Source organism: Sphingomonas oligophenolica (assembly GCF_039522915.1).
Classification (GTDB): Bacteria; Pseudomonadota; Alphaproteobacteria; order Sphingomonadales; family Sphingomonadaceae; genus Sphingomonas; species Sphingomonas oligophenolica.
Map to the genome: position 1 here is coordinate 1 of NZ_BAAAEH010000007.1, position 19896 is coordinate 19896.

The following is a 19896-nucleotide window of genomic DNA, read 5'->3' on the forward strand; positions in this document are numbered from 1 at the left end:
AAGCCGACACGCCATGACCAACCGCCGACCAAACCCGAACACCAACCTCGTGAATAAGACGGGTTAGGCTCGCGATGTTCCTCGTCGCTGTCGCGGCGGAAGGCGACGCTCATGTCATTGTCCTATTAGTCCAGATGGGGGCCCAGATGACGCGGTCACTGGCGCGCGTCCAGTCGCCGCATCCTTCAACCATGCGAGCACCGCTTCGATCCGCGCCAGCCGGCGCATGTCGCTGTGGGTCACCAGCCAGAAGCTGCGCTGGATATCGACCTGTTCGGGGAATAATTGAACCAGGCCCGGGTCCTGGTCGCCGATAAAGCCGGGCAGCACGCCGATCCCGGCGCCGCTCGCCACCGCGCGATATTGCACGTTGATGCTGGTCGATTTGAGAATGGCGTCGAGCCCCGGCGCGACTTCACCGAGATAATCGAGCTCGGGCGAATAGAGGAATTCGGGCACATAGCCGATCAGCGCATGCTGCCCGAGTTCCTCGATCGAACCGATCGGCCCGTTCGAAGCGAGATAAGTCCGGGCGACGTAAAGCCGGAGCCGATAATCGGCGAGCTTGGCGGCAATCAGCCGGCCATGGCGGGGCCGCTCCATCATCACCGCCACATCGGCCTCGCGTTTCGATGGATTGAGGAAGCCCGAGGCGGTGACAAGATCGAGCCTGATATCTGGGTGGCGCGCGCGGAATTCGGGCAGGCGTGGCGCCAGCACCCAGGTCGCGAACCCTTCAGCGACGCTCAGCCTGACATGCCCCGTTGCCTGGTTGGAATCGCCGCCGACCTCGCCCAGCGCGCTCAGCGCCGTGCTCTCGATCGTCTCGGCATGCGCGAACAGCGCCTGGCCATGTTCGGTCAGCCGCCGCTCGCCGGCCTCGAGCTCGAACAGTTCGGACTGGAGCGCCGTCGCGAGCCGTCGTAGCCGCCGCCCTACCGTCGTCGCATCCATCCCCAGCGCGCGCGCCGCCGGCGCGAGCTGGCGGGACCGCGCTACCGCCAGAAATATCCGCAGGTCGTCCCAGTCAAACATTCATCGCCCCTGCGTTTTTGCAGCGCCCACATGCACGTGAAGCAGCTTGCCTGCAAATTTCCCGAGCGTAAGGGAATGCGAACCCGTTTCGAAAGAGAGCCCGCCATGCGCATCATCGATCATCACATCGCCGGCAGCGCCGGCTCCTCGACACGTACCGGTCCAACGAGCGAAGCCCGGACCGGCGACGTGTTCGATCCGAACACCGGCCAGATCCAGGCGACGGTCAAGCTCGGCGATCAGGCGGTGCTCGATGCCGCGGTCGCCGCGGCGCAAAAGGCACAGCCGGCATGGGCCGCCACCAACCCGCAGCGCCGCGCGCGTGTCATGTTCAACTTCAAGGCTCTGGTCGAGAAGAACATGGACGAGCTGGCGCACCTGCTCTCGTCCGAGCACGGCAAGGTGATCGCTGATTCGAAGGGCGACATCCAGCGCGGGCTCGAAGTGATCGAGTTCGCCTGCGGCATCCCGCATGTGCTGAAGGGCGAATATACGCAAGGTGCGGGCCCCGGCATCGACGTCTATTCGATGCGCCAGCCGCTCGGCATCGGCGCCGGCATCACCCCATTCAACTTCCCGGCAATGATCCCGCTGTGGATGTCGGGCATAGCGCTCGCCACCGGCAATGCCTTCATCCTCAAGCCAAGCGAGCGCGATCCCTCAGTGCCGGTGCGGCTCGGCGAGCTGTTCCGTGAGGCGGGCCTGCCCGAAGGCATCTTCCAGGTCGTCCATGGCGACAAGGAGATGGTCGATGCGATCCTCGATCATCCGGGCATCGCGGCGGTAAGCTTCGTCGGCTCGTCGGACATCGCCCATTATGTCTATTCGCGCGGGGTCGCCGCCGGAAAGCGCGTCCAGGCGATGGGCGGCGCCAAGAACCACGGCATCGTCATGCCCGACGCCGATCTCGATCAGGTCGTCGCTGATCTTTCCGGCGCCGCCTTCGGCTCGGCCGGTGAGCGCTGCATGGCGCTCCCGGTAGTCGTTCCCGTCGGCGAGAAGACCGCGATCGCTCTGCGCGAGAAGCTGATCCCCGCGATCCATGCGCTCCGTGTCGGGGTCTCCACCGACAAGGACGCACATTACGGCCCGGTGGTGAACGCCGCCCACAAGCAGCGCATCGAGAACTGGATCCAGACCGGTGTCGACGAGGGAGCCGAGCTCGTCGTCGATGGCCGCGGCTTCGAGCTGCAGGGCCATGAGAAGGGATTCTTCATCGGCCCGTCGCTGTTCGATCACGTCACCACCGACATGAGCGCCTACAAGGAAGAGATTTTCGGTCCGGTCCTCCAGATCGTCCGCGCCGATGATTTCGAGCATGCGCTGCGGCTGCCGAGCGAGCATCAATATGGCAATGGCGTCGCGATCTTCACCCGTAACGGCCATGCCGCCCGCGAGTTCGCGGCACGCGTCAATGTCGGGATGGTCGGCATCAACGTGCCGATCCCGGTGCCGGTCGCCTATCACAGCTTTGGCGGCTGGAAGCGCTCTGCGTTCGGCGACACCAACCAGCACGGCATGGAAGGCGTCCGCTTCTGGACCAAGGTCAAGACGGTGACCCAGCGCTGGCCCGATGGCGGGGTGGGCGATGCCGCCAACGCCTTCGTCATCCCGACCATGGGGTGATCAGCGCGTGCCGTCAGGCTGGCACCGTGTCGCCTTCGATCGCCTTGCGCCCGGCAACGGCCTCGAACCGCTCATGGTAGCGCGGGTGCTCGGTGCCCATCATCCGGTCCCACCAGCTGAAATAGAGCCCGAAATTGTACCGGCCTTCGCTGTGGTGGAGGTCGTGATGGGTGGTCGTGGTCAGCCAGCCGGTCAGCGGCGAGCGGGTGAAGCCGGACCAGGCGAGCTCATGCCCCGAATGGCCGATCGCGTTGCGGGCGATCTGATGGCCGAGGAAGATGAAGATGGCGAGCGGGTAGACCGCACCGAACAGCGACAGGCCGAGCAGGAAGATCGGCACATACAGCGCCTCGAACACCGATTCGATCGGCGCGAAGGCATAGGCCGCCCAGGAGGTCGGCGTGCGCGAGAGATGATGCGCGGCATGAGCGCGGCGGAACATCATGCGCAGGTGAAGGCCGCGGTGCATCCAGTAGAAATAGGCGTCGTGAAAGATCACCATCGCGACGAACTGGATCGCGACGACAGCCGGGTCGAAGCCATGGGCGATCTTCACCACGCCGTAGGCGATCAGCGCAAAGGCGATCAGGTCGACCACCCCGAAGATCGCGATCGTCTGCACCGACAGCCAGAGCTCGCGCCGGCGATCGGCCAGTGTCGCCGCGCGCTGCTGGATGCGGCGCGGCGCGGTCCAGCGGCGCAGCAGCCAATAGACCAGGGCGACGCCCGCTGCCCCGAACAGATAGCGGACCATCTCGGTCGTGAAGCTGTGCATCCAATGGTCGCCGAGAGTCAGCAGGGTTCCGGTCACGTCAATGCTCCGTCCGATGTTCGGTCGCTGCCCTATCCCGATCCTTCCGGCGATGCTGCGTCAGCCCGAAAAATGCCGATCGATTCCGGAATCGATCGGCATTCTTCAATTCCGGACGATGTTTTCCCGACGATATTCGCTCGGCGCCTGGCCGACTGCTTCGCGAAAGGCGCGGTTGAACGGCGCGAGCGAACCATAGCCGAGATCCATCGCGATCGTCAGGATCGGCAGGTCGACATGCGCGGGATCGACCAGCAACGCCTTGGCCTCGGCGATGCGATGATGGTTGAGAAAGGCGGAGAAGTTGCGATAGCCGAGCCTTCGGTTGATCAGGCTGCGCAGCCGGTGCTCGGGGGTCTCAAGCAAGGCGGCGAGGGCGCCGATGCTGAGGCCTTGCTCGCGATAGACTGCCTGGGCGATCGCCGCTTCGAGCTTGCGGTTGAGGACGTGCTCGGACGGGCTGAAGCTTGGCACGGGGGGCGCCCCGGGCCGGGCGGGGTCGAACAGCAGGTCCGGGTCGCTCTGCAGCAGGGCGACGCCCATGGCGGTGGTCGCGATCAGGATCGCAAGCGCTTGCGCCAGCGCGATGTCGGGCCCGGCGCGGCGGAAGCCGTACAGCATCTCGAGCACGATCACGATGAAGGCGAGCACCCCGACCACGATCACGAAGCCCACCCGCAGCCGGCGGCGCTTCTCGATCAGGTCGTCGCCGCGTTCGCTGAGCGCGATCAGAATGGCGTGACCGATGAACAGCAGCGAGGCGCCGCGCTGGACGAGCGCGATCCAGAACGCGCCGTGCCGCTCGCCATAACCCACCAGGAAGAAGCCGATCCAGCATCCGAAGGTCAGCGCGATGCCGGCAATCGCGGCACGGCGGTCGATCGGACGCTCGAACAGAAGATGAGCGAAGACCCAGAGCAGCAGCGGCACCGATTGGGCGGCGAGCTGAATCAGCGCCCAGAACGGGCCGCGCGTCTCCCTGAACAGCGGCGTCGCCAGCGTCAGATAGGATGCAACGCCGAGCAGCAGCATCGCCGTTGCCAGCCGCACCGGACGCGGTGCGCGGCCGCGGCAGATCACCAGCGCGATCAGCACCAGCTGGCCGATCGCCAGCATCCGCATCACCGTATCGAGCAGGAGAAGCCGTGTCATATCGACACCGTTATGGCTTGGCCGCGCAACCCAGTCCATCGCCGGAGCAGTAGGATTCGAGCATCGGGCGGGATAGACCCGGTCAATGGTAAAGACGAATTTAACCATGGCTTGGGCGATGCGCCGGTGCGGCGCGATGGCGAAGGGGATGACATGAGTGCGCTGCGCTCGCTCCTTGTCCTCGCAGCCCTGGCGAGTTTCGTCCTCCCGATTCGAGGCCCGGTCGACGCGCCGCGCCATCAGGCGCCCAAAGCCGTGCGGCCGCCCGTAGCGGCGAAGAGGATCGCGCTCACCTTCGACGATGTGCCGCGTGCACCCGGCGCCTTCTACACCAAGGAAGAACGCACCACCCGCCTGATTGCCGGGCTGCGCGACGCCGGGGTCGCGCAGGTCGCCCTGTTCGTCAATCCCGGGCGGATCGCCGCCGGGGACGGCGCCGCCGAGCGGATCGCGGCCTATGTCGCGGCCGGCCATGTGCTCGGCGATCACAGCTTCTCTCACCATGATCTTTCCTCGATGTCGGCCGACGCATTCCTGGCCGATGTCGACAAGGCTGAAGCCTGGTTGAAAGGTCGGCCGGGCTATCGGCCCTGGTTCCGCTTTCCGGGCCTCAACCAGGGCGGCCGGGACCAGGCCAAGCGCCGCATGGTGCACGACGGGCTGGCGGCACGGCAGCTGATGGTCGCCGGGGTCACGATCGACGGGTCGGACTGGTATATGGAGCGGCTTGCACTCGATGCGCGGCAGGCGGGCAAGCCGATCGACGACGATGCGCTGCGCGATCTCTATGTCGAGACGATGGTCCAATCGGCCGACTTTTCCGACGCGCTGATGCGCAAGGCGATCGGCCGTCCACCGGCCCAGGTCATCCTGCTTCACGAGACCGATCTCGCGGCGCGCTATATCGGCGCCTTGGTTGACGGGCTTCGCCGCGACGGCTGGGTGATCGTCACTGCCGACGCGGCGTTTGCCGATCCGATCTATCACCGGGAACCCAATGTGCCGAGCGACAACGGCACGCTCTCCGAAGCGATTGCGTGGGAGAAGGGCATTGCCGGGCCATTATGGTATGAGCGCACTGATCTGAAAGTCGCCGGCGCCCTGTTCGAGGCGCGGGTAATGCACCAGCCTGCGCTCGCCGCCATGCCCGCGCCGAAACCGGTCGCCTTGCTCAGCCGCGCATCGGCCCGGCGCTGGAAATGCGCCGCACGGCATGGGCGATGGCATCGCCGGTGCGGCGAATTCGCCTTTACAACGGGGCAGTCAATGCATTCAGGAATCGCTTCATGACCCAGTTCGACCTCACTGACGATCAGCGCGAGATCCAGGATCTCGCCCGCAAATTCACCGCCGACCGAATCACGCCCTTCGCCGCGGAGTGGGACGAGAAGCACATCTTCCCGCGCGACACGATCAAGGCAGCGGCCGAGCTCGGCTTCGCCTCGATCTATGTCTCGGAAGAGAGCGGCGGCATCGCTCTCGGCCGGCTGGAGTCGGCGCTGATCATGGAGCAGATGGCCTATGGCTGCGCCTCGACCAGCGCCTTCATCTCGATCCACAATATGGCGTCCTGGATGATCGACCGGTTCGGCAGCCAGACGGTGAAGGACAAATATCTGCCGCGCCTCGTCGGCATGGACGAGATCGCCAGCTATTGCCTGACCGAGCCGGGCTCGGGCTCCGACGCCGCCGCGCTGAAGACCAAGGCAGTGAGGGACGGCGACGATTATATCGTCACCGGCTCGAAGCAGTTCATCTCCGGCGCGGGCGAGAACGAGATCTACGTCACCATGGTCCGCACCGGTGAGGACGGGCCCAAGGGCATTTCCTGCCTAGTGATCGAAAAGGGCATGGCCGGCGTCAGCTTCGGCGCGAATGAGCGCAAGCTCGGCTGGCATTCGCAGCCGACCCGCCAGGTGATGTTCGACGGCGTCCGCGTGCCGAAGGAGAACCTCGTCGGCGCCGAAGGCGAGGGCTTCCGCATCGCGATGATGGGGCTCGATGGCGGGCGGCTCAATATCGGCGCATGCTCGCTCGGCGGCGCGCAGCGCTGCCTCGACGAGGCAGTGAAATATACCAAGGAACGCAAGCAGTTCGGCACGGCGATCGCCGATTTCCAGAATACCCAGTTCACCCTCGCCGACATGGCGACCGATCTCGAGGCGGCGCGCGCCCTGCTCTATATGGCGGCGGCCAAGGTGACGGCGAACGCGCCCGACAAGACGAAGTTCGCGGCGATGGCCAAGCGGCTCGCGACCGACACCGGATCATCGGTAGCCGACCGCGCGTTGCAGCTCCATGGCGGTTACGGTTACCTGATGGACTATCCGATCGAGCGCTTCTGGCGCGACCTGCGGGTGCACTCGATCCTCGAGGGCACCAACCAGGTGATGCGAATGATCGTCGGCCGGGATCTGACCCGGCAATGAGCGCCGATGTCCTCACCAAGATCGAAGGCAAGATCGCCCGCATCAGCCTCGACCGCCCCAAGGCGATCCACGCGCTCACCACCGCGATGTGCGCCGCCATCCTCGCAGCCCTCGAAGCCTGGCGCACCGAGCCGCAGGTCGAGGCAATCCTGATCGACCACGCCGAAGGCCGCGGCTTCTGCGCCGGGGGCGACATCCGCATGCTCGCTGAGTCGGGCGCGAAGGACGGCGCCGAGGCGCGCGCCTTCTTCCACACCGAATATCGCATGAACCACCGGCTGTTCACCTATGCCAAGCCGGTCGTCGCCTTCATGGATGGAATCACCATGGGCGGCGGCGTGGGCCTGTCGCAGCCCGCGAAATACCGCGTCGCCACCGAGAACACGCGCCTCGCCATGCCCGAAACCGGGATCGGCCTGTTCCCCGATGTCGGCGGCGGCTGGTATCTGTCGCGGCTGCCCGGGCGGACCGGCCAGTTCCTCGCGTTGACCGGCCACAGGCTCGACGGCGCCGAATGCCTCGCGCTTGGACTGGCGACCCATTATATCACGAGCGGCACGCTGGAGGAGGCCAAGGCTCGCATCGCTGCCGCGCCGCAGCGGATTGAAGCGATCCTCGACGAACTTGCGACGTCAGCGCCTGACGCGAAGATCCTCGCCCATCGCGACGCGATCGATCGGCTGTTCGCCTCCGACACGCTCGAAGATATCTTTGCGGCGCTCGAAGCCGATTCCGGCGACTGGGCGCGGCAACAGCTTGCCCTGCTGCGCACGAAATCACCGCAGACGATGAAGGTCTCGCTCCGCCTGCTCCACGAGGGCGCGACCATGCCGACTTTCGAGGATGAGATGCGCCAGGAATATGCAGTCGGCGCGCATGTCGTTCAGCGCCACGATTTCCTCGAGGGCGTGCGCGCGGTGATTGTCGACAAGGACAATGCGCCCGCCTGGAATCCGTCCACGCCCGAAGGCGTGACCGACCACATCATCGACCAGATATTCGCGCCGCTCCCCGATGACGAGGCCTGGGCGCCGAACTGATTCAACGCGACGGAAATAGGAAGGACGATAGTGGCATCATACGAGACCCTGCTCGTCGAGCAGCGCGGCGCCGTCACGCTGATCACGCTCAACCGGCCTCAGGCGCTCAATGCGCTCAACAGCCGGATACTGGCCGACATGATCGCGGCGACGGCTGCCTTCGACGCTGACGAGAGCCAGGGCTGCGCGGTGATCACTGGCAGCGAGAAGGCGTTCGCCGCCGGCGCCGACATCAAGGAGATGCAGTCGCAAGGCTTTGCCGACATGTATTCGCACGATTTTTTCGCGGGCTGGGAACGCGTCACCGCGACCCGCAAGCCGATCATCGCCGCGGTCGCCGGTTATGCGCTCGGCGGCGGCTGCGAGGTCGCGATGATGTGCGATTTCATCCTTGCGGCCGACACGGCGAAATTCGGACAGCCCGAGGTCAAGCTCGCCGTCACTCCCGGCATGGGCGGATCGCAGCGCCTGACGCGCGCGGTCGGCAAGGCCAAGGCAATGGAGATGGTCCTGACCGGTCGGATGATGGACGCCGAGGAGGCGGAACGCGCCGGTCTCGTCAGCCGTGTCGTCCCCGCCGCCGATCTGATCGAGGAGGCAGTAAAGACTGCGGCAACTATCGCCAGCATGGCGCCGCTCGCGGCGCTGGCCAACAAGGAGATGGTCAACGCGGCGTTCGAGACGGGGCTCGCCATGGGCATCCAGTTCGAGCGGCGCTTGTTCCACGGCCTGTTCGGGACGGAGGACCAGAAGGAAGGCATGGCGGCGTTCATCGAGAAGCGTCCGGGGAAATGGACGGGGAAATAATTGCTGCTCCCTCTCGCGTTTGCGGGAGGGGGATAAGGAGAGAGAAATGGCACGCGTCGGATTCATCGGTCTGGGAAATATGGGCGGCGGCATGGCCGCGAACCTTGCGAAGAAGGGGCATGACGTCCGCGCCTTCGATCTCTCGCCCGAAGCGCTGGAACGGGCGAAGGCCGCTGGCTGCCTGCCCGTCGCCAGCGCCGCCGAAGCAGCCGATGGCGCTGAGGCGATCGTCACGATGCTGCCCGCCGGCAAGCATGTTGAGCAGGTCTATACCGAGAGCGTCTTTGGTGCGGCGCCGCCGTCAGCGATCCTGATGGATTGCTCGACGATCGATGTCGCCACGGCGAAGCGCGTCGCCGAGGCAGCGCTCGCCAAGGGTCTCACCGCGGTCGACGCGCCCGTCTCGGGCGGTATCGGCGCCGCCAATGCCGGGACGCTCACCTTCATGGTCGGCGGCAGTGCCGAAGGCTTCGACCGCGCCCAGCCCTTCCTTGCCGACATGGGCAAGGCAGTGATCCATGCCGGCGCCAGCGGCACCGGCCAGGCCGCCAAGATCGCCAACAACATGCTGCTCGGCGCGACCATGATCGCGACCTGCGAGGCGTTCCTGCTTGCACAGAAGCTCGGTCTCGATCCGCAGAAATTCTATGACATTGCGTCAGTCTCGTCGGGCCAGAGCTGGTCGATGACGAGCTATTGTCCGGTCCCCGGAGTCGGCCCGGATACGCCGGCCGATCACGACTATCAGGGCGGTTTCGCGACCGCGCTGATGCTCAAGGATCTTCGCCTCGCGATGGAGGCGGCCGCCGATGCCGGGGCGGATACGCCGATGGGCGCCCGTGCCGCCGAGCTCTACGAGAAGTTCGCTGCGGAAGGGCAGGGGGGCCTCGACTTCTCGGCGATCATCAGGATGCTGGGCTGACCGGTTCGAAGCTGCCTGCGTACCGCGCGCGCAGTTCGGCCTTCTGGATCTTGCCCATTGCGTTGCGCGGGAGCGAATCGACCACGAAAACCAGCTTTGGCCGCTTGAACGAGGCGAGGCTGTCGGCGAGCGCCGCGCGAACCATGTCGGCATCGACCGCACCCGGCGTTCTGGCCGCGACGACCGCGACCACACCCTCGCCGAGATCGGGATGCGGCATGCCGATCACGGCGCATTCGGCGACGCCGGGCAGTTCGTCGATCAGCGCCTCGACTTCGGCGGGGTAGACGTTGAGCCCGCCCGAGATGATCAGGTCCTTGGCCCGGCCCGAGATGAACAGATAGCCCGCTGCATCGAAGCTGCCGAGATCGCCGGTGATGAAGAAACCGTCGGCGCGTTTCTCCTCGGCGGTCTTCTCCGGCATCCGCCAATAGCCGGCGAACACGTTCGGCCCGCGTACCTCGATCATGCCGATTCCCTCGGCCAGCGGCAGGCCGGTCTCCGGATCGGTGATCCGGATCTCGACGCCAGGCAGCGGAAAGCCGACGCTGCCCGGCACGCGCGCGCCGTCATAGGGGTTGGAGCTGTTCATGTTGGTCTCGGTCATGCCGTAGCGCTCGAGGATCGCATGGCCGGTGCGCGCGCTGAAATCGCGGTGCACCTCGGCCGAAAGCGGCGCCGATCCCGAAATGAACAGGCGCATGTCCTTCGCGAGCTCGCGGGTGAAGTCGGGCCGGGAGAGCAAGCGCGAATAGAAGGTCGGCACCCCCATCAGCACGCTCGACCGGGGCAGCAGCCTGATCATCGCATCCAGATCGAACGCCGGCAGGAAGATCATCCGGGCGCCGCTGAGCAGCACGAGGTTGGTCGCCACGAACAGGCCGTGGGTATGGAAGATCGGCAAGGCATGGAGCAGCACGTCGCTGCTCTCGAAACGCCACAGGGTGCGGAGCGTCTCGGCGTTGGAGCCGAGATTGTCATGGGTGAGCATCGCCCCCTTGGAGCGGCCGGTCGTGCCCGAGGTGTAAAGGATCGCGGCGAGCGCGCTGTCGGCCATGTCGACGGTCGCGAAGTCGCTCGGCATCGTCGCGGCGCGCGCCGGAAGGGTGCCGCCGCCGTCCGTGCCGAGTGTCAGGACATTGGCAATGCCGGCGTCGCGGCACAGCGCGCTCAATACCGGCTCGTTGGCCGGCGAGCAGATGAAGAGCGCCGGCTCTGCATCGCGCAGGAAATAGTCGAGCTCACGCGGCGTATAGGCCGGGTTCAGCGGCAGATGGATCGCGCCGATCCGAAGTGTCGCGAGATAGACGAGCAGGGCGTCAGCGGATTTGTCGACCTGCATTGCGATCCGGTCGCCATGGCCGATCCCCAGCGACGCGAACAAATTGGCGATCCGGCCGGTTTCGTCGTGCAGGTCGGCATAGCGGATCGATCGCCCGTCGGGATGGACGATGAACGGCTCTGCGAGGCGGGAGGCGAAGCAGGCGAAAAAGCGATCGTACAAATTGGCCATTCTCTCTCCGATACGAGCGCGTCACCTTCGGCCGAGTCGCGCGTTGGGCCTTCCATGCAGAGTCCGTGGCCAATCACCAATACCGCTTCCCGCAATCTGGCGGAGCTTGGTGCATGATCCGGCTGTTCCATGTCAGCGACGTGCATTTCGGTCGCGAGGATAAGGCCGCGGTTGCATGGTTCGATGGCTTGGTGCGCGCCGAAAAACCCGATGCGGTGATCATGACCGGGGACCTGACCATGCGTGCGCGCAGCCACGAATTCGCCGCGGGCCTCGAATGGCTGAAGGGTCTCGACGTGCCGGTGACGGTCGAGGTCGGCAATCATGATCTGCCCTATTTCAATCCGTTCGCGCGCTTCTTCCATCCCTATCATCGCATCAACGCGATCGAGCAGCTGATCGAAAAACCACTTGATCTGCCCGGGGTCGCGATCGTGCCGCTGGTGACGACCAGGCGCTTTCAGTGGCGGCTCAACTGGGCGAAAGGCTATGTGAGCCACCGATCGCTGCAGGAAACGCTCACCCTGATCGAGGCTGCGCCCAAGGGCGCGCTGGTCTTCGTCGCCTGCCATCACCCGCTGATCGAGGCGCGAACCCAGGCGACCGCCTCGACGCGCGGGGGCGCCGAGGCCCTTGCCGCCCTCGCCGCGGCCGGCGCTGACGCGGTACTGACCGGCCATGTTCATGATCCGTTCGACGTGGCACATGAGATCGGCGGCGGGAAAGTCCGCATGATCGGCGCGGGAACATTGTCACGCCGCACGCGCGCAACGCCACCCTCGTTCAACGAGATTCGCATTGCGGCGGGCCGGTTCGACGTGATGTTGCGGACCTCGAGCGCTGAACCCGATGCAGCGTTGCCGAAGGAAAGCGCGGGCTGATTCAGCCCATTCGCGCCCCGGTAAATCGGCGCGAGAATCGACGCCCCCGCCTGATCGCCGTCATCCTTGACTCACCCTGAATAATCTGTAATTTCTGCTCTTACAGAAATAACCGGAACAGGAGGAAAAGATGGCCGCCATCGTCGTACGCACTATCCCCCTGTTGCCGTCGGTTCCCCGAGGCGGCGCCACGATCATCGATCCGCGCTTTCGGCAGCTGCTCGGCGAGGCCGGCTGGGCTGCTCTCCCGCCCGCGGTCCGGGCGCGATTCGGGCGCAAGGCGCTTGCAACGCAGACCATCAGCTATGTCGGCGAAGTCGTGGAATGCCGGATGAGCCTTCTCGGCAGGATGCTCGCGAACCTGTGCCGCCTCGTCGGCAGCCCATTGCCGCTTACGACCGATACGGGAGTCGCAGCTGCTGTGTGCGTCACCGAGGATGCCGCGGGAAAGGGCCAGTTCTGGACACGCCAATATGGCCGGCATGCCGGTTTTCCACAGGTCATCCATAGCTCCAAGCGGTTCGCCGGGCCGACCGGCCTCGAGGAATATCTTCGCATGGGCTTCGGCATCGCACTGAAGCTGCGGGTCGAGGCCGAGGCGCTTTATTTCGAGAGCGACCATTATTTCTGGCGTGCCGGTCCCTTGCGCCTGCGCCTGCCGCGGTGGCTCACGCCGGGGCATCTCAGCGTCGGCCATGTCGATTGCGATCATGGCTGGTTCGCCTTCACCCTCGCGCTCGATCATCCCTGGTTCGGCGCGCTCGTCCATCAATGCTGCCTGTTCACTGAATATCGTCCGGGAGACGCGCCATGAACAATGCCTTCGTCGTCGCGCTGTTGCTGATCCAGATCGCGATGGGCGGTTTCGACACGCTCTATCACCATGAGCTGACCCAGCGTCTGCCATGGAAGCCGGGTCAGGCGACCGAGCTTCGCCTGCATGGTGCGCGCAACCTGATCTATGCGCTGATCTTCCTGGCGCTCGGCTGGACCGAGCCTCGCGGCGCCGCGGCGATGGCGCTCATCGCTGCGCTGGCTGTCGAAACGGGGATTACCCTGTGGGACTTCGTCGAGGAGGATCGGGTCCGGGCACTGCCTGCGAGCGAACGCGTGACGCATACATTGCTGACGCTCAACTATGGTGCGCTGCTGGCTCTGCTCATGCCCGCGCTGGTCAGTCGCACGCTGCTGCCAACCGCAATCCTCATCGAGGGGCATGGCCTCGTCTCGATCCTGCTGACCGCCGCCGCGGCGGGCGTCTTGATCTCCGGTGTCCGCGACCTGTTCGCAGCGGTGCGTAACGAGCGGCTCGGCGACGGCCCCGCAGCCGAACTGGCGAGCGCGTTACCGGGACGGCGGGCAGTGCTGGTGACGGGCGGCACCGGCTTTGTCGGCACGAGGCTGGTCGCGGCGCTGGTCGAGGCGGGGCACGAGGTGACCGTGCTGACCCGCGACCCCCGCTACGCCCTCGGCCTTGCGACGCCGGTACGGATCGTCACTGACCTTGCCGCCCTGCCTGCCGATTTCGCCTGTGACGTCGCGATCAATCTGGCGGGCGAGCCGATCGCGGCGGGCCGCTGGACCGCGGGGCGTCGGTGGAAGATCATCGAGTCGCGCCTTGGCGTGACTCAAGCGCTCGGCGCTTTGTTCGATCGGCTCGATCGGCGGCCGGCGGTACTGGTCAGCGGTTCGGCGATCGGCTTTTACGGTTTCGAGGACGCTGAGACCCTCGACGAGAATGTCGCGCAAGGCCGTGGCTTCGCGGCCGATGTCTGCGCGGCCTGGGAAGCGGCCGCGATCCGCGCAGCGCATCCGGAGACTCGCGTGGTGCTGCTGCGCACTGGTCTCGTGCTCGGCTCGAGTGGCGGCATGCTCGGCGGGCTGTTGCCCATGTTCGAGCTCGGCATGGGCGGGCCGATCGGCGACGGGCGCCAGATGATGAGCTGGATTCACCGCGACGATCTGGTGCGGATGATTGTCGCCGCCGTCGCTGATCCCGAAATCGAAGGGCCGTTCAACGCGGTTGCGCCCAACCCGGTCAGCAATCGCGCTTTCGCGCGGGCGATCGGCCGCGCGCTGCGCCGCCCGGCGATCCTTCCGCTCCCCGCGCCGGCGCTGCGCTTTTTGCTCGGTGATCTTGCCGACGAACTGATGCTGGGCGGGCAGAAGGCGCTGCCGGTAAAGGCGGTCTTTCACGGCTTCCGCTTCCGCTACCCGCGGATCGACGATGCGATCGGCGCAATCGTCGGCCGGCCCGCGAACGTCCCCCAGGTGGCGCAGCGGCCATTTCGCGAGGCACGGCTGTTGCACTGATACTCGGCTCAGGGCGCGACGCGTGTCCCCACGAGTTCGCCACCGCCCTGATGCAACACCGCGCCCGTCACCCGTCCGTTCGGGCCGGCGACAAAAACAACCTGCGCATCGACCACCCTCCAGAAGAAGCTGAGCGGCGCCTCGGCGAAGATGGGAAAGCGAGGTTGACCGGTGACCTGTGCCCTCAGTCCCGCGCCCTCTCGCGTGACCGTCAATTCGAGCTGCGGATTGAAGCGATAGCGGCCGATCACCCGGTCAAGCTCGGGGACTGGCAGCTCGATGGCGGTCCGCGCCGCGACCGGCTTCGGCACCGGTGGCACCGGGGCGGGCGGAGCGACGGGCGCACCGAGCAGCAGGTGAAGCGACAGGTCGTTGATCGACTCCTCGACCGCCGCATTGCTGAGGACCACCACGCCGCGGCGCTTGATCGGGCCATAGGCCATCGAGCTCCTAAAGCCGCCGGTGCCGCCGTCATGGTAGACGATCTCGCCCGAGGGGCTCGCCAGAACCACCCAACCAAGTCCGGTCGTGATGCCGGGCGCAACGCCCGGCCACCGCTTCGCCAGCATCGCCTTCATCGCCGGCGCGAGGCTATACCGCTTCGTGCCCATAACCGCATCGAGGAAGAGGAGCAGATCGTTGACGGTCGACCGAATCCCGCCCGCGCCGACGAGTATCGGCAGGTCCCAGGCGCTGGTGGGCCGCATATATTGGTCATGGCCCCTGGCGAAGCGCGCCTTTTGCGCGGGCGTCAGCGTGACCGTCGTATCATTCATGCCGAGCGGGATGGTGATCCGCCGCTTGAGCAACGTCTCATAGTCAGTGCCGGCTCGCCGCGCGAGCAAATAGCCGAGCAGCCCGAACCCGAGATTGGAATATTCGTAAGTGCTGCCGATATCGCGGGTCAGCTCATAATGCCCGAGAAAGTCGAGCAGATCGGCCTCGCGATAGTCGGCATAAGGGTTGGTCGGATCGCGAAACGACAGATTGTCGGGCAGCCGTGGCAGGCCCGAACGATGGGTCGCGAGGTCTTCGAGGGTAATTTTGCGGCCGCCGCGCATCGGCATTTTCGCGCCGGCGGGGAGGTATTTCTCGGCCGGATCGTCCAGCGCCACTTCGCCGCGCTCGACCATGTCGGCGAGCAGCAGCGCAGTGAAGACCTTCGACATCGATCCAATCTCGAACAGCGTGTTGCCGTCGAAAGCCGTAGCGCGGGTCGCGACGCGGCCGGTGACGCGATGCCCGGCCGAGTCGGTTACGCCGATCACGATCCCCGCACCCGAACGACCTGCGATGCGCTGGTCGATCAGCGAGTCGATTGCCGCCGTATCGGGAATCGCCCAATGGGCCGGCAATGGCCTGGGCGGCGCAGGGGCGAGCGTTTCTTTCGTGCCGATGCTCAGCGCGAGTGGCCAGATCTTCCCCGACTGGCTCCAGGAGCCGGACCAGGCCCTGGTCGCCCCGTTCCATGTCGCTTCGTAGTGGCCCTTCACGGCGGGCACATCGAAGGAAAGGCGGCCGGATGTCGCCACGAGATTGGCGACCGGCATGCCAAGCGCCTGCTGATCGAGGCTGTCGAACGTACCGGTGAGCGTGCCGCTGTCGCTGACGGCAATGTGCAGGGCAAGGCGGAGCTTCACCGTCGGATTCACTTCGAGCGTGCCCGCCCAATCGCCCCTGGCGTCCTGCGCCGATGCGGCGGACGGCAGAAGGGCTATGCCGAGCAACGGGAGCCACCGTTTCAACAGGCGCGTCATGCCTCGTCTTCGGACGCGGCGGCAATCGCCTGGCCGAACACCACGAGGTTGCCGTCCGGCGCGCGTATCATCAGCTCGCGCTGCCCGTAGCTCTGGTCGATCGGTCCATGGACATGGCCTTCGGGCAAGGCCGCCAGCTTCGGGCCGAGCTCGGCGAGGATCGCGTCGAGATCGCGCACATCGAGATAATAAGCGAAGCCGCCATGCGACACGAGTTCGGCAGGTTCATCATGCCACTGGATACGAATGCCGGCGCCGTCACGTTCGACATAGGCATAGTCCCGCGCCTGGATCAGGCATTCGAAGCCCAGACTATCGGTGAAGAACGCGACGGCCCGTGCCACATCGTCGATGTGCATGAAGGGGGTGATCTGGATGATGTTGCTGCCCATGCCGGCCATCCTCCCGCGCCTGCCGCAATGTGCCGGGATCGCGCCGTCAGCGCAACCAGCGCAGCATATGGGGGAAGGGGGCCACGCCTTGTTTCTCCGCGGTGCGCCTGTCCGCGGTCATGCCGAACCATTGCAGTATCGGCAGCCCCGGAGAACCGCCCTCGGCGAAAGCGTCGGCCAGATAGCCGCCGCCGCCGACATAGCCGTCGTCATGGAACACGATCCGGGGATCGAGGCCGATCTCCACCGCCGCGGCATAGGACCAGGCGATCGCCGCCATCTCTTCGGCCGGGTCGGACGGGATCTCGCTGAGCGACGCGCGCGCCGCGGGATCGGTGACGGCGATATGGCCCGCCTCGTGGAGAAGATCGCCCGACCAGGTGAGCCGGTCCGGATCGACCACCAGCGTACCGTACCGCACGGTCATCGCGGGAAGCAGCGTATCCTCGTCAAGCGCCTCGATCACGACGGGGATGCCGATCTCGCCGAGGAAGCTGATGATCCGGGCGGTGACGGGGTCGTTCAGGGCCATGAGCGCACTTTCAGTGCCTCGTGGCAGTTGCGTCAACGAAAAAGGGCGGCCCGTTGCCGGACCGCCCCTGTTTCGCGAGATTGAAAGCTCAGCGCTTCGAGAACTGGAAGCTGCGGCGGGCCTTGGCCTTGCCGTACTTCTTGCGCTCGACCGTGCGGCTGTCGCGGGTCAGGAAGCCCGCTGCCTTGACCGGCGCGCGCAGGATCGGCTCGAACTTGGTCAGCGCCTGGCTGATGCCGTGCTTGACCGCGCCGGCCTGGCCCGAAAGCCCGCCGCCCTTGACGGTGCAGACCACGTCATAGGCGCCGTCGCGCTCGGCGATGCCGAAGGGCTGGTTGATGACGAGGCGCAGCGTCGGCCTGGCGAAATACACTGCCTGGTCGCGGCCGTTGATGGTGATCTTGCCCGAGCCGGGCTTGATCCAGACGCGGGCGACTGCGTCCTTGCGGCGGCCGGTCGCGTAAGCGCGGCCCTGCTTGTCGAGGATCTGCTCGCGCAGCGGCATCGGCTCACGCACGACAACCGGGGCGGCAGGCGCATATTCGTCGCCGGCGAGGACCGTCGGGGCGGCCGCAACCGGGGCCGGCGTGTTGGTCAGCGCCGCGAGATCGGCGAGGGACTGGCGATTGTCGGACATTAGTTGCCCACCTTGTTCTTGCGGTTCATCGATCCGATGTCGAGGACTTCGGGGTTCTGCGCTTCGTGCGGATGATCGGGGCCGGCGAAGACGCGCAGGTTGCGCATCTGCTCGCGGCCGAGCGGGCCGCGCGGGATCATGCGCTCGATGGCCTTTTCGAGCACACGCTCGGGAAAGCGACCCTCGAGGATCTTGCCCGCCGCGACGCCCTTGATGCCGCCGGCATAGCCGGTGTGGCGATAATAGATCTTGTCCTTGAGCTTGTTGCCCGTGAAGCGGATCTTGTCGGCGTTGATGACGATGACATTGTCACCGCAATCGACATGCGGGGTGAAGCTCGGCTTGTGCTTGCCGCGTAGGACATTGGCGATGATCGAGGCTGCGCGACCGACCACAAGGCCGTCGGCATCGACGATATGCCATTTTTTCTCCACCTCGTGCGGCTTGACCGACTTGGTGGTCTTCATCAGCGCCTTCATGGAGCCAGGACCTTTATGATTGAAACGACATGCGCCGCCCCATGCGGGACGGCGCTGATGGCGGGCTAATGTTCGCAGACGCCCGGAAAGTCAAGCTTTGCGCGGGTTTCGTGACGGGTATCATGATACCAATCGAATAAAGGGCCTATAAATCCCCGGTTGCGCCATAGACCCAGTCGGCAACTACCGGGTCGACCTGGGCCTCCCAGGCCTCGATCACCGGCAACTCATAGCTATGCAGCGCGGCGATCCGCGCCTTGAGCAAGGCGGCGCGGTCGAGCGTGGTCTTGAACAGGATTTCCGTTTCGTCGTTGGTTTCGACCTTGCCGAGCCACCGATAGACCGAGCGGGCCGCGGCGAAGGTCGCGCAGGCCGCGAGCCGCTCCTCGACGATCTGGCGCGCGAGACGGTCTGCGCTTGCCGCGTCGGCGACGGTGGTGCGGATGAGCAGGATTTTGCTCATATGCCCCTACTCATGCGGGGTTGCGGCCGATCGCATGCGCGGCGAAGGTGGCGGCGATCAGCGTCAGTGCCGCATTGGCCTGGTGCGCGACCGCGATGCCGATCTCGACGCCGCTCATCAGGGTCGAGATACCGAGCAGGATCTGCAGCAGGACCAGCCCTATCAGCACCCGTCCCGCGATAACGCCGCCCGACCGGATCGATTGCAGCGCGAGCATGATGAGGCCCGCCGCGGCGATGAAGGCGAACCAGCGATGGATGAACTGGACGACAATCGGATTATCGACCGCGTTACGCCACGCCGGGCTGACCATCGGCACGCCCGTCGGGAAAAAGCTATCGCCCATCAGCGGCCAGCTCGAAAAGGCGTAGCCCGCGTTGAGCCCGGCGGTGAACGCCCCGAACATGATCTGGCCGAACAGCAGGGCAAGCGCGATCAGGGCGAGCGGCCGAAGCGCGGCCGGACTGGCCAGCCTGCTCGCCGCGAGGCCGCGCAGGTCGAGCGCCGTCCATACCATGCCCGACAGCAGCACCAGCGCGGTGAGCAGATGGATGGCGAGCCGGACATGGCTGACATCGGTACGGACGGCGAGGCCCGACGAGACCATCCACCAGCCGATCGCGCCCTGCAGCCCGCCAAGCGCGAGAAGCGCCACCAGCCGCCAGCCATAGCCCGGGGGAATCCGCCGCTTGAGCGCGAACCACAGCAACGGCAGCGCGAAGGCGAGGCCGATCAGGCGCCCGAGCAGCCGGTGCGAATATTCCCAGAAGAAGATGTGCTTGAACCCGGCCAGCGTCATGCCGCGGTTGATCTGGGTATATTCGGGAATGCGTTTGTAATGGGCGAACTCGGCCTGCCAGGCCGCATCGCTGAGCGGGGGAATCGCGCCGCTGATCGGTTTCCATTCAGTGATCGAGAGCCCCGATTCGGTGAGGCGCGTGATCCCGCCGACCACGACCATCAGCACGATCAGCCCGGCGACCGTGAAGAGCCACGTCGCGAGAGCCCGGGGTCGCGAAGGGTGAGCAAGCGAAGAGGCCTGAAGCATATCGAGTCCCTAGCGCCGGGCGGGGTGCGCGTCGATTCGGATTGTGAAGCCCGCTGATC

The 19896-nt window shown here is 65.8% G+C and carries 20 protein-coding genes; 9 read left to right on the top strand and 11 right to left on the bottom strand.

The window, feature by feature from the left end; genetic code table 11:
• Positions 1-114 precede the first annotated feature (114 nt).
• A complete protein-coding gene (locus ABD050_RS04880) occupies positions 115-1035 on the bottom strand; it encodes a LysR family transcriptional regulator (RefSeq protein ID WP_343888096.1) in 921 nt (306 codons plus the stop codon).
• 105 nt (positions 1036-1140) lie between these two features.
• Between ABD050_RS04880 and ABD050_RS04885 the strand changes: the two genes are divergently transcribed.
• On the top strand, positions 1141-2661 hold the full coding sequence (locus ABD050_RS04885; RefSeq protein WP_343888097.1) for a CoA-acylating methylmalonate-semialdehyde dehydrogenase: 1521 nt from the start codon (positions 1141-1143) through the stop codon (positions 2659-2661).
• Between the two features lie 13 nt (positions 2662-2674).
• Here the strand turns inward: ABD050_RS04885 and ABD050_RS04890 are convergent, their stop codons facing one another.
• Together ABD050_RS04890 and ABD050_RS04895 are read right to left on the bottom strand one after the other, a co-directional pair.
• Positions 2675-3472, bottom strand: a complete 798-nt coding sequence (locus ABD050_RS04890; RefSeq protein ID WP_343888098.1) for a sterol desaturase family protein — start codon at positions 3470-3472, stop codon at positions 2675-2677.
• 105 nt (positions 3473-3577) lie between these two features.
• Positions 3578-4624 carry an AraC family transcriptional regulator gene (locus tag ABD050_RS04895; protein ID WP_343888099.1) on the bottom strand — a complete coding sequence of 349 codons (1047 nt, stop codon included), beginning with the start codon at positions 4622-4624 and terminating at the stop codon, positions 3578-3580.
• Between the two features lie 153 nt (positions 4625-4777).
• Between ABD050_RS04895 and ABD050_RS04900 the strand changes: the two genes are divergently transcribed.
• Genes ABD050_RS04900 through mmsB form a run of 5 tightly spaced genes read left to right on the top strand, consistent with a single transcriptional unit; the run spans position 4778 to position 9822 of the window.
• Entirely contained in the window at positions 4778-5914 is a 1137-nt protein-coding gene (locus tag ABD050_RS04900) for a polysaccharide deacetylase family protein (RefSeq protein WP_343888100.1), read from the top strand.
• Entirely contained in the window at positions 5911-7053 is a 1143-nt protein-coding gene (locus ABD050_RS04905; RefSeq protein ID WP_343888101.1) for an acyl-CoA dehydrogenase family protein, read from the top strand. Before ABD050_RS04900 ends, ABD050_RS04905 begins: the two co-directional genes overlap by 4 nt.
• Positions 7050-8093, top strand: coding sequence for an enoyl-CoA hydratase/isomerase family protein (locus ABD050_RS04910; protein ID WP_343888102.1), 1044 nt, complete (start codon positions 7050-7052; stop codon positions 8091-8093). Before ABD050_RS04905 ends, ABD050_RS04910 begins: the two co-directional genes overlap by 4 nt.
• A 30-nt stretch (positions 8094-8123) precedes the next feature.
• Positions 8124-8900, top strand: a complete 777-nt coding sequence (locus ABD050_RS04915; protein WP_343888103.1) for an enoyl-CoA hydratase — start codon at positions 8124-8126, stop codon at positions 8898-8900.
• A gap of 46 nt (positions 8901-8946) precedes the next feature.
• Positions 8947-9822 (top strand): 3-hydroxyisobutyrate dehydrogenase, encoded by an 876-nt coding sequence (gene mmsB, locus ABD050_RS04920; protein WP_343888104.1) that lies wholly within the window; start codon positions 8947-8949, stop codon positions 9820-9822.
• Here the strand turns inward: mmsB and ABD050_RS04925 are convergent.
• Entirely contained in the window at positions 9806-11335 is a 1530-nt protein-coding gene (locus ABD050_RS04925) for a malonate--CoA ligase (RefSeq protein ID WP_343888105.1), read from the bottom strand. The genes mmsB and ABD050_RS04925 overlap by 17 nt on opposite strands.
• A 113-nt stretch (positions 11336-11448) precedes the next feature.
• Here ABD050_RS04925 and ABD050_RS04930 point away from each other — a divergent pair, with 113 nt between their 5' ends.
• The 3 genes from ABD050_RS04930 to ABD050_RS04940 all read left to right on the top strand — a co-directional run bounded on the left by ABD050_RS04930 (position 11449) and on the right by ABD050_RS04940 (position 14529).
• Positions 11449-12216 carry a metallophosphoesterase family protein gene (locus ABD050_RS04930; RefSeq protein ID WP_343888106.1) on the top strand — a complete coding sequence of 256 codons (768 nt, stop codon included), beginning with the start codon at positions 11449-11451 and terminating at the stop codon, positions 12214-12216.
• Positions 12217-12346: 130 nt separating this feature from the next.
• Positions 12347-13030 carry a DUF4166 domain-containing protein gene (locus ABD050_RS04935; protein WP_343888107.1) on the top strand — a complete coding sequence of 228 codons (684 nt, stop codon included), beginning with the start codon at positions 12347-12349 and terminating at the stop codon, positions 13028-13030.
• Positions 13027-14529, top strand: a complete 1503-nt coding sequence (locus tag ABD050_RS04940) for a TIGR01777 family oxidoreductase (protein ID WP_343888109.1) — start codon at positions 13027-13029, stop codon at positions 14527-14529. The genes ABD050_RS04935 and ABD050_RS04940 overlap by 4 nt, the downstream gene beginning before the upstream one ends.
• Before the next feature lie 8 nt (positions 14530-14537).
• Here ABD050_RS04940 and ABD050_RS04945 read toward each other — a convergent pair whose 3' ends face one another.
• From ABD050_RS04945 to ABD050_RS04975, 7 genes are all read right to left on the bottom strand, one after another.
• Positions 14538-16274: a serine hydrolase gene (locus tag ABD050_RS04945; RefSeq protein ID WP_343888111.1), complete on the bottom strand. Its 1737-nt coding sequence runs from the start codon at positions 16272-16274 to the stop codon at positions 14538-14540.
• An 8-nt stretch (positions 16275-16282) separates the two neighbouring features.
• Complete coding sequence (locus tag ABD050_RS04950; protein ID WP_343888112.1) at positions 16283-16678, bottom strand: bleomycin resistance protein; 396 nt, start codon at positions 16676-16678, stop codon at positions 16283-16285.
• A 46-nt stretch (positions 16679-16724) separates the two neighbouring features.
• Positions 16725-17210, bottom strand: coding sequence for a hypothetical protein (locus tag ABD050_RS04955; protein ID WP_343888113.1), 486 nt, complete (start codon positions 17208-17210; stop codon positions 16725-16727).
• Positions 17211-17298: 88 nt separating this feature from the next.
• Positions 17299-17847: a 30S ribosomal protein S9 gene (rpsI, locus tag ABD050_RS04960; RefSeq protein ID WP_343888114.1), complete on the bottom strand. Its 549-nt coding sequence runs from the start codon at positions 17845-17847 to the stop codon at positions 17299-17301.
• Positions 17847-18326, bottom strand: coding sequence for a 50S ribosomal protein L13 (gene rplM / locus ABD050_RS04965; protein ID WP_343888115.1), 480 nt, complete (start codon positions 18324-18326; stop codon positions 17847-17849). Before rplM ends, rpsI begins: the two co-directional genes overlap by 1 nt.
• 145 nt (positions 18327-18471) lie before the next feature.
• Positions 18472-18789, bottom strand: a complete 318-nt coding sequence (gene cutA, locus ABD050_RS04970) for a divalent-cation tolerance protein CutA (protein WP_343888116.1) — start codon at positions 18787-18789, stop codon at positions 18472-18474.
• 10 nt (positions 18790-18799) lie between these two features.
• The gene (locus ABD050_RS04975) at positions 18800-19837 is read right to left on the bottom strand and encodes a COX15/CtaA family protein (RefSeq protein ID WP_343888117.1); all 1038 of its coding nucleotides are present in this window, start codon (positions 19835-19837) and stop codon (positions 18800-18802) included.
• Positions 19838-19896: the final 59 nt, after the last annotated feature.

Bases quoted from the DNA above. Each gene is read 5' to 3' on its own strand.
- ABD050_RS04880 (WP_343888096.1), bottom strand. From the start codon at position 1,035: ATGTTTGACTGGGACGACCTGCGGATATTTCTGGCGGTAGCGCGGTCC.
- ABD050_RS04885 (WP_343888097.1), top strand. From the start codon at position 1,141: ATGCGCATCATCGATCATCACATCGCCGGCAGCGCCGGCTCCTCGACA.
- ABD050_RS04895 (WP_343888099.1), bottom strand. From the start codon at position 4,624: ATGACACGGCTTCTCCTGCTCGATACGGTGATGCGGATGCTGGCGATC.
- ABD050_RS04900 (WP_343888100.1), top strand. From the start codon at position 4,778: ATGAGTGCGCTGCGCTCGCTCCTTGTCCTCGCAGCCCTGGCGAGTTTC.
- ABD050_RS04905 (WP_343888101.1), top strand. From the start codon at position 5,911: ATGACCCAGTTCGACCTCACTGACGATCAGCGCGAGATCCAGGATCTC.
- ABD050_RS04910 (WP_343888102.1), top strand. From the start codon at position 7,050: ATGAGCGCCGATGTCCTCACCAAGATCGAAGGCAAGATCGCCCGCATC.
- mmsB (WP_343888104.1), top strand. From the start codon at position 8,947: ATGGCACGCGTCGGATTCATCGGTCTGGGAAATATGGGCGGCGGCATG.
- ABD050_RS04925 (WP_343888105.1), bottom strand. From the start codon at position 11,335: ATGGCCAATTTGTACGATCGCTTTTTCGCCTGCTTCGCCTCCCGCCTC.
- ABD050_RS04930 (WP_343888106.1), top strand. From the start codon at position 11,449: ATGATCCGGCTGTTCCATGTCAGCGACGTGCATTTCGGTCGCGAGGAT.
- ABD050_RS04935 (WP_343888107.1), top strand. From the start codon at position 12,347: ATGGCCGCCATCGTCGTACGCACTATCCCCCTGTTGCCGTCGGTTCCC.
- ABD050_RS04940 (WP_343888109.1), top strand. From the start codon at position 13,027: ATGAACAATGCCTTCGTCGTCGCGCTGTTGCTGATCCAGATCGCGATG.
- ABD050_RS04950 (WP_343888112.1), bottom strand. From the start codon at position 16,678: ATGGGCAGCAACATCATCCAGATCACCCCCTTCATGCACATCGACGAT.
- ABD050_RS04955 (WP_343888113.1), bottom strand. From the start codon at position 17,210: ATGGCCCTGAACGACCCCGTCACCGCCCGGATCATCAGCTTCCTCGGC.
- rpsI (WP_343888114.1), bottom strand. From the start codon at position 17,847: ATGTCCGACAATCGCCAGTCCCTCGCCGATCTCGCGGCGCTGACCAAC.
- rplM (WP_343888115.1), bottom strand. From the start codon at position 18,326: ATGAAGGCGCTGATGAAGACCACCAAGTCGGTCAAGCCGCACGAGGTG.
- cutA (WP_343888116.1), bottom strand. From the start codon at position 18,789: ATGAGCAAAATCCTGCTCATCCGCACCACCGTCGCCGACGCGGCAAGC.
- ABD050_RS04975 (WP_343888117.1), bottom strand. From the start codon at position 19,837: ATGCTTCAGGCCTCTTCGCTTGCTCACCCTTCGCGACCCCGGGCTCTC.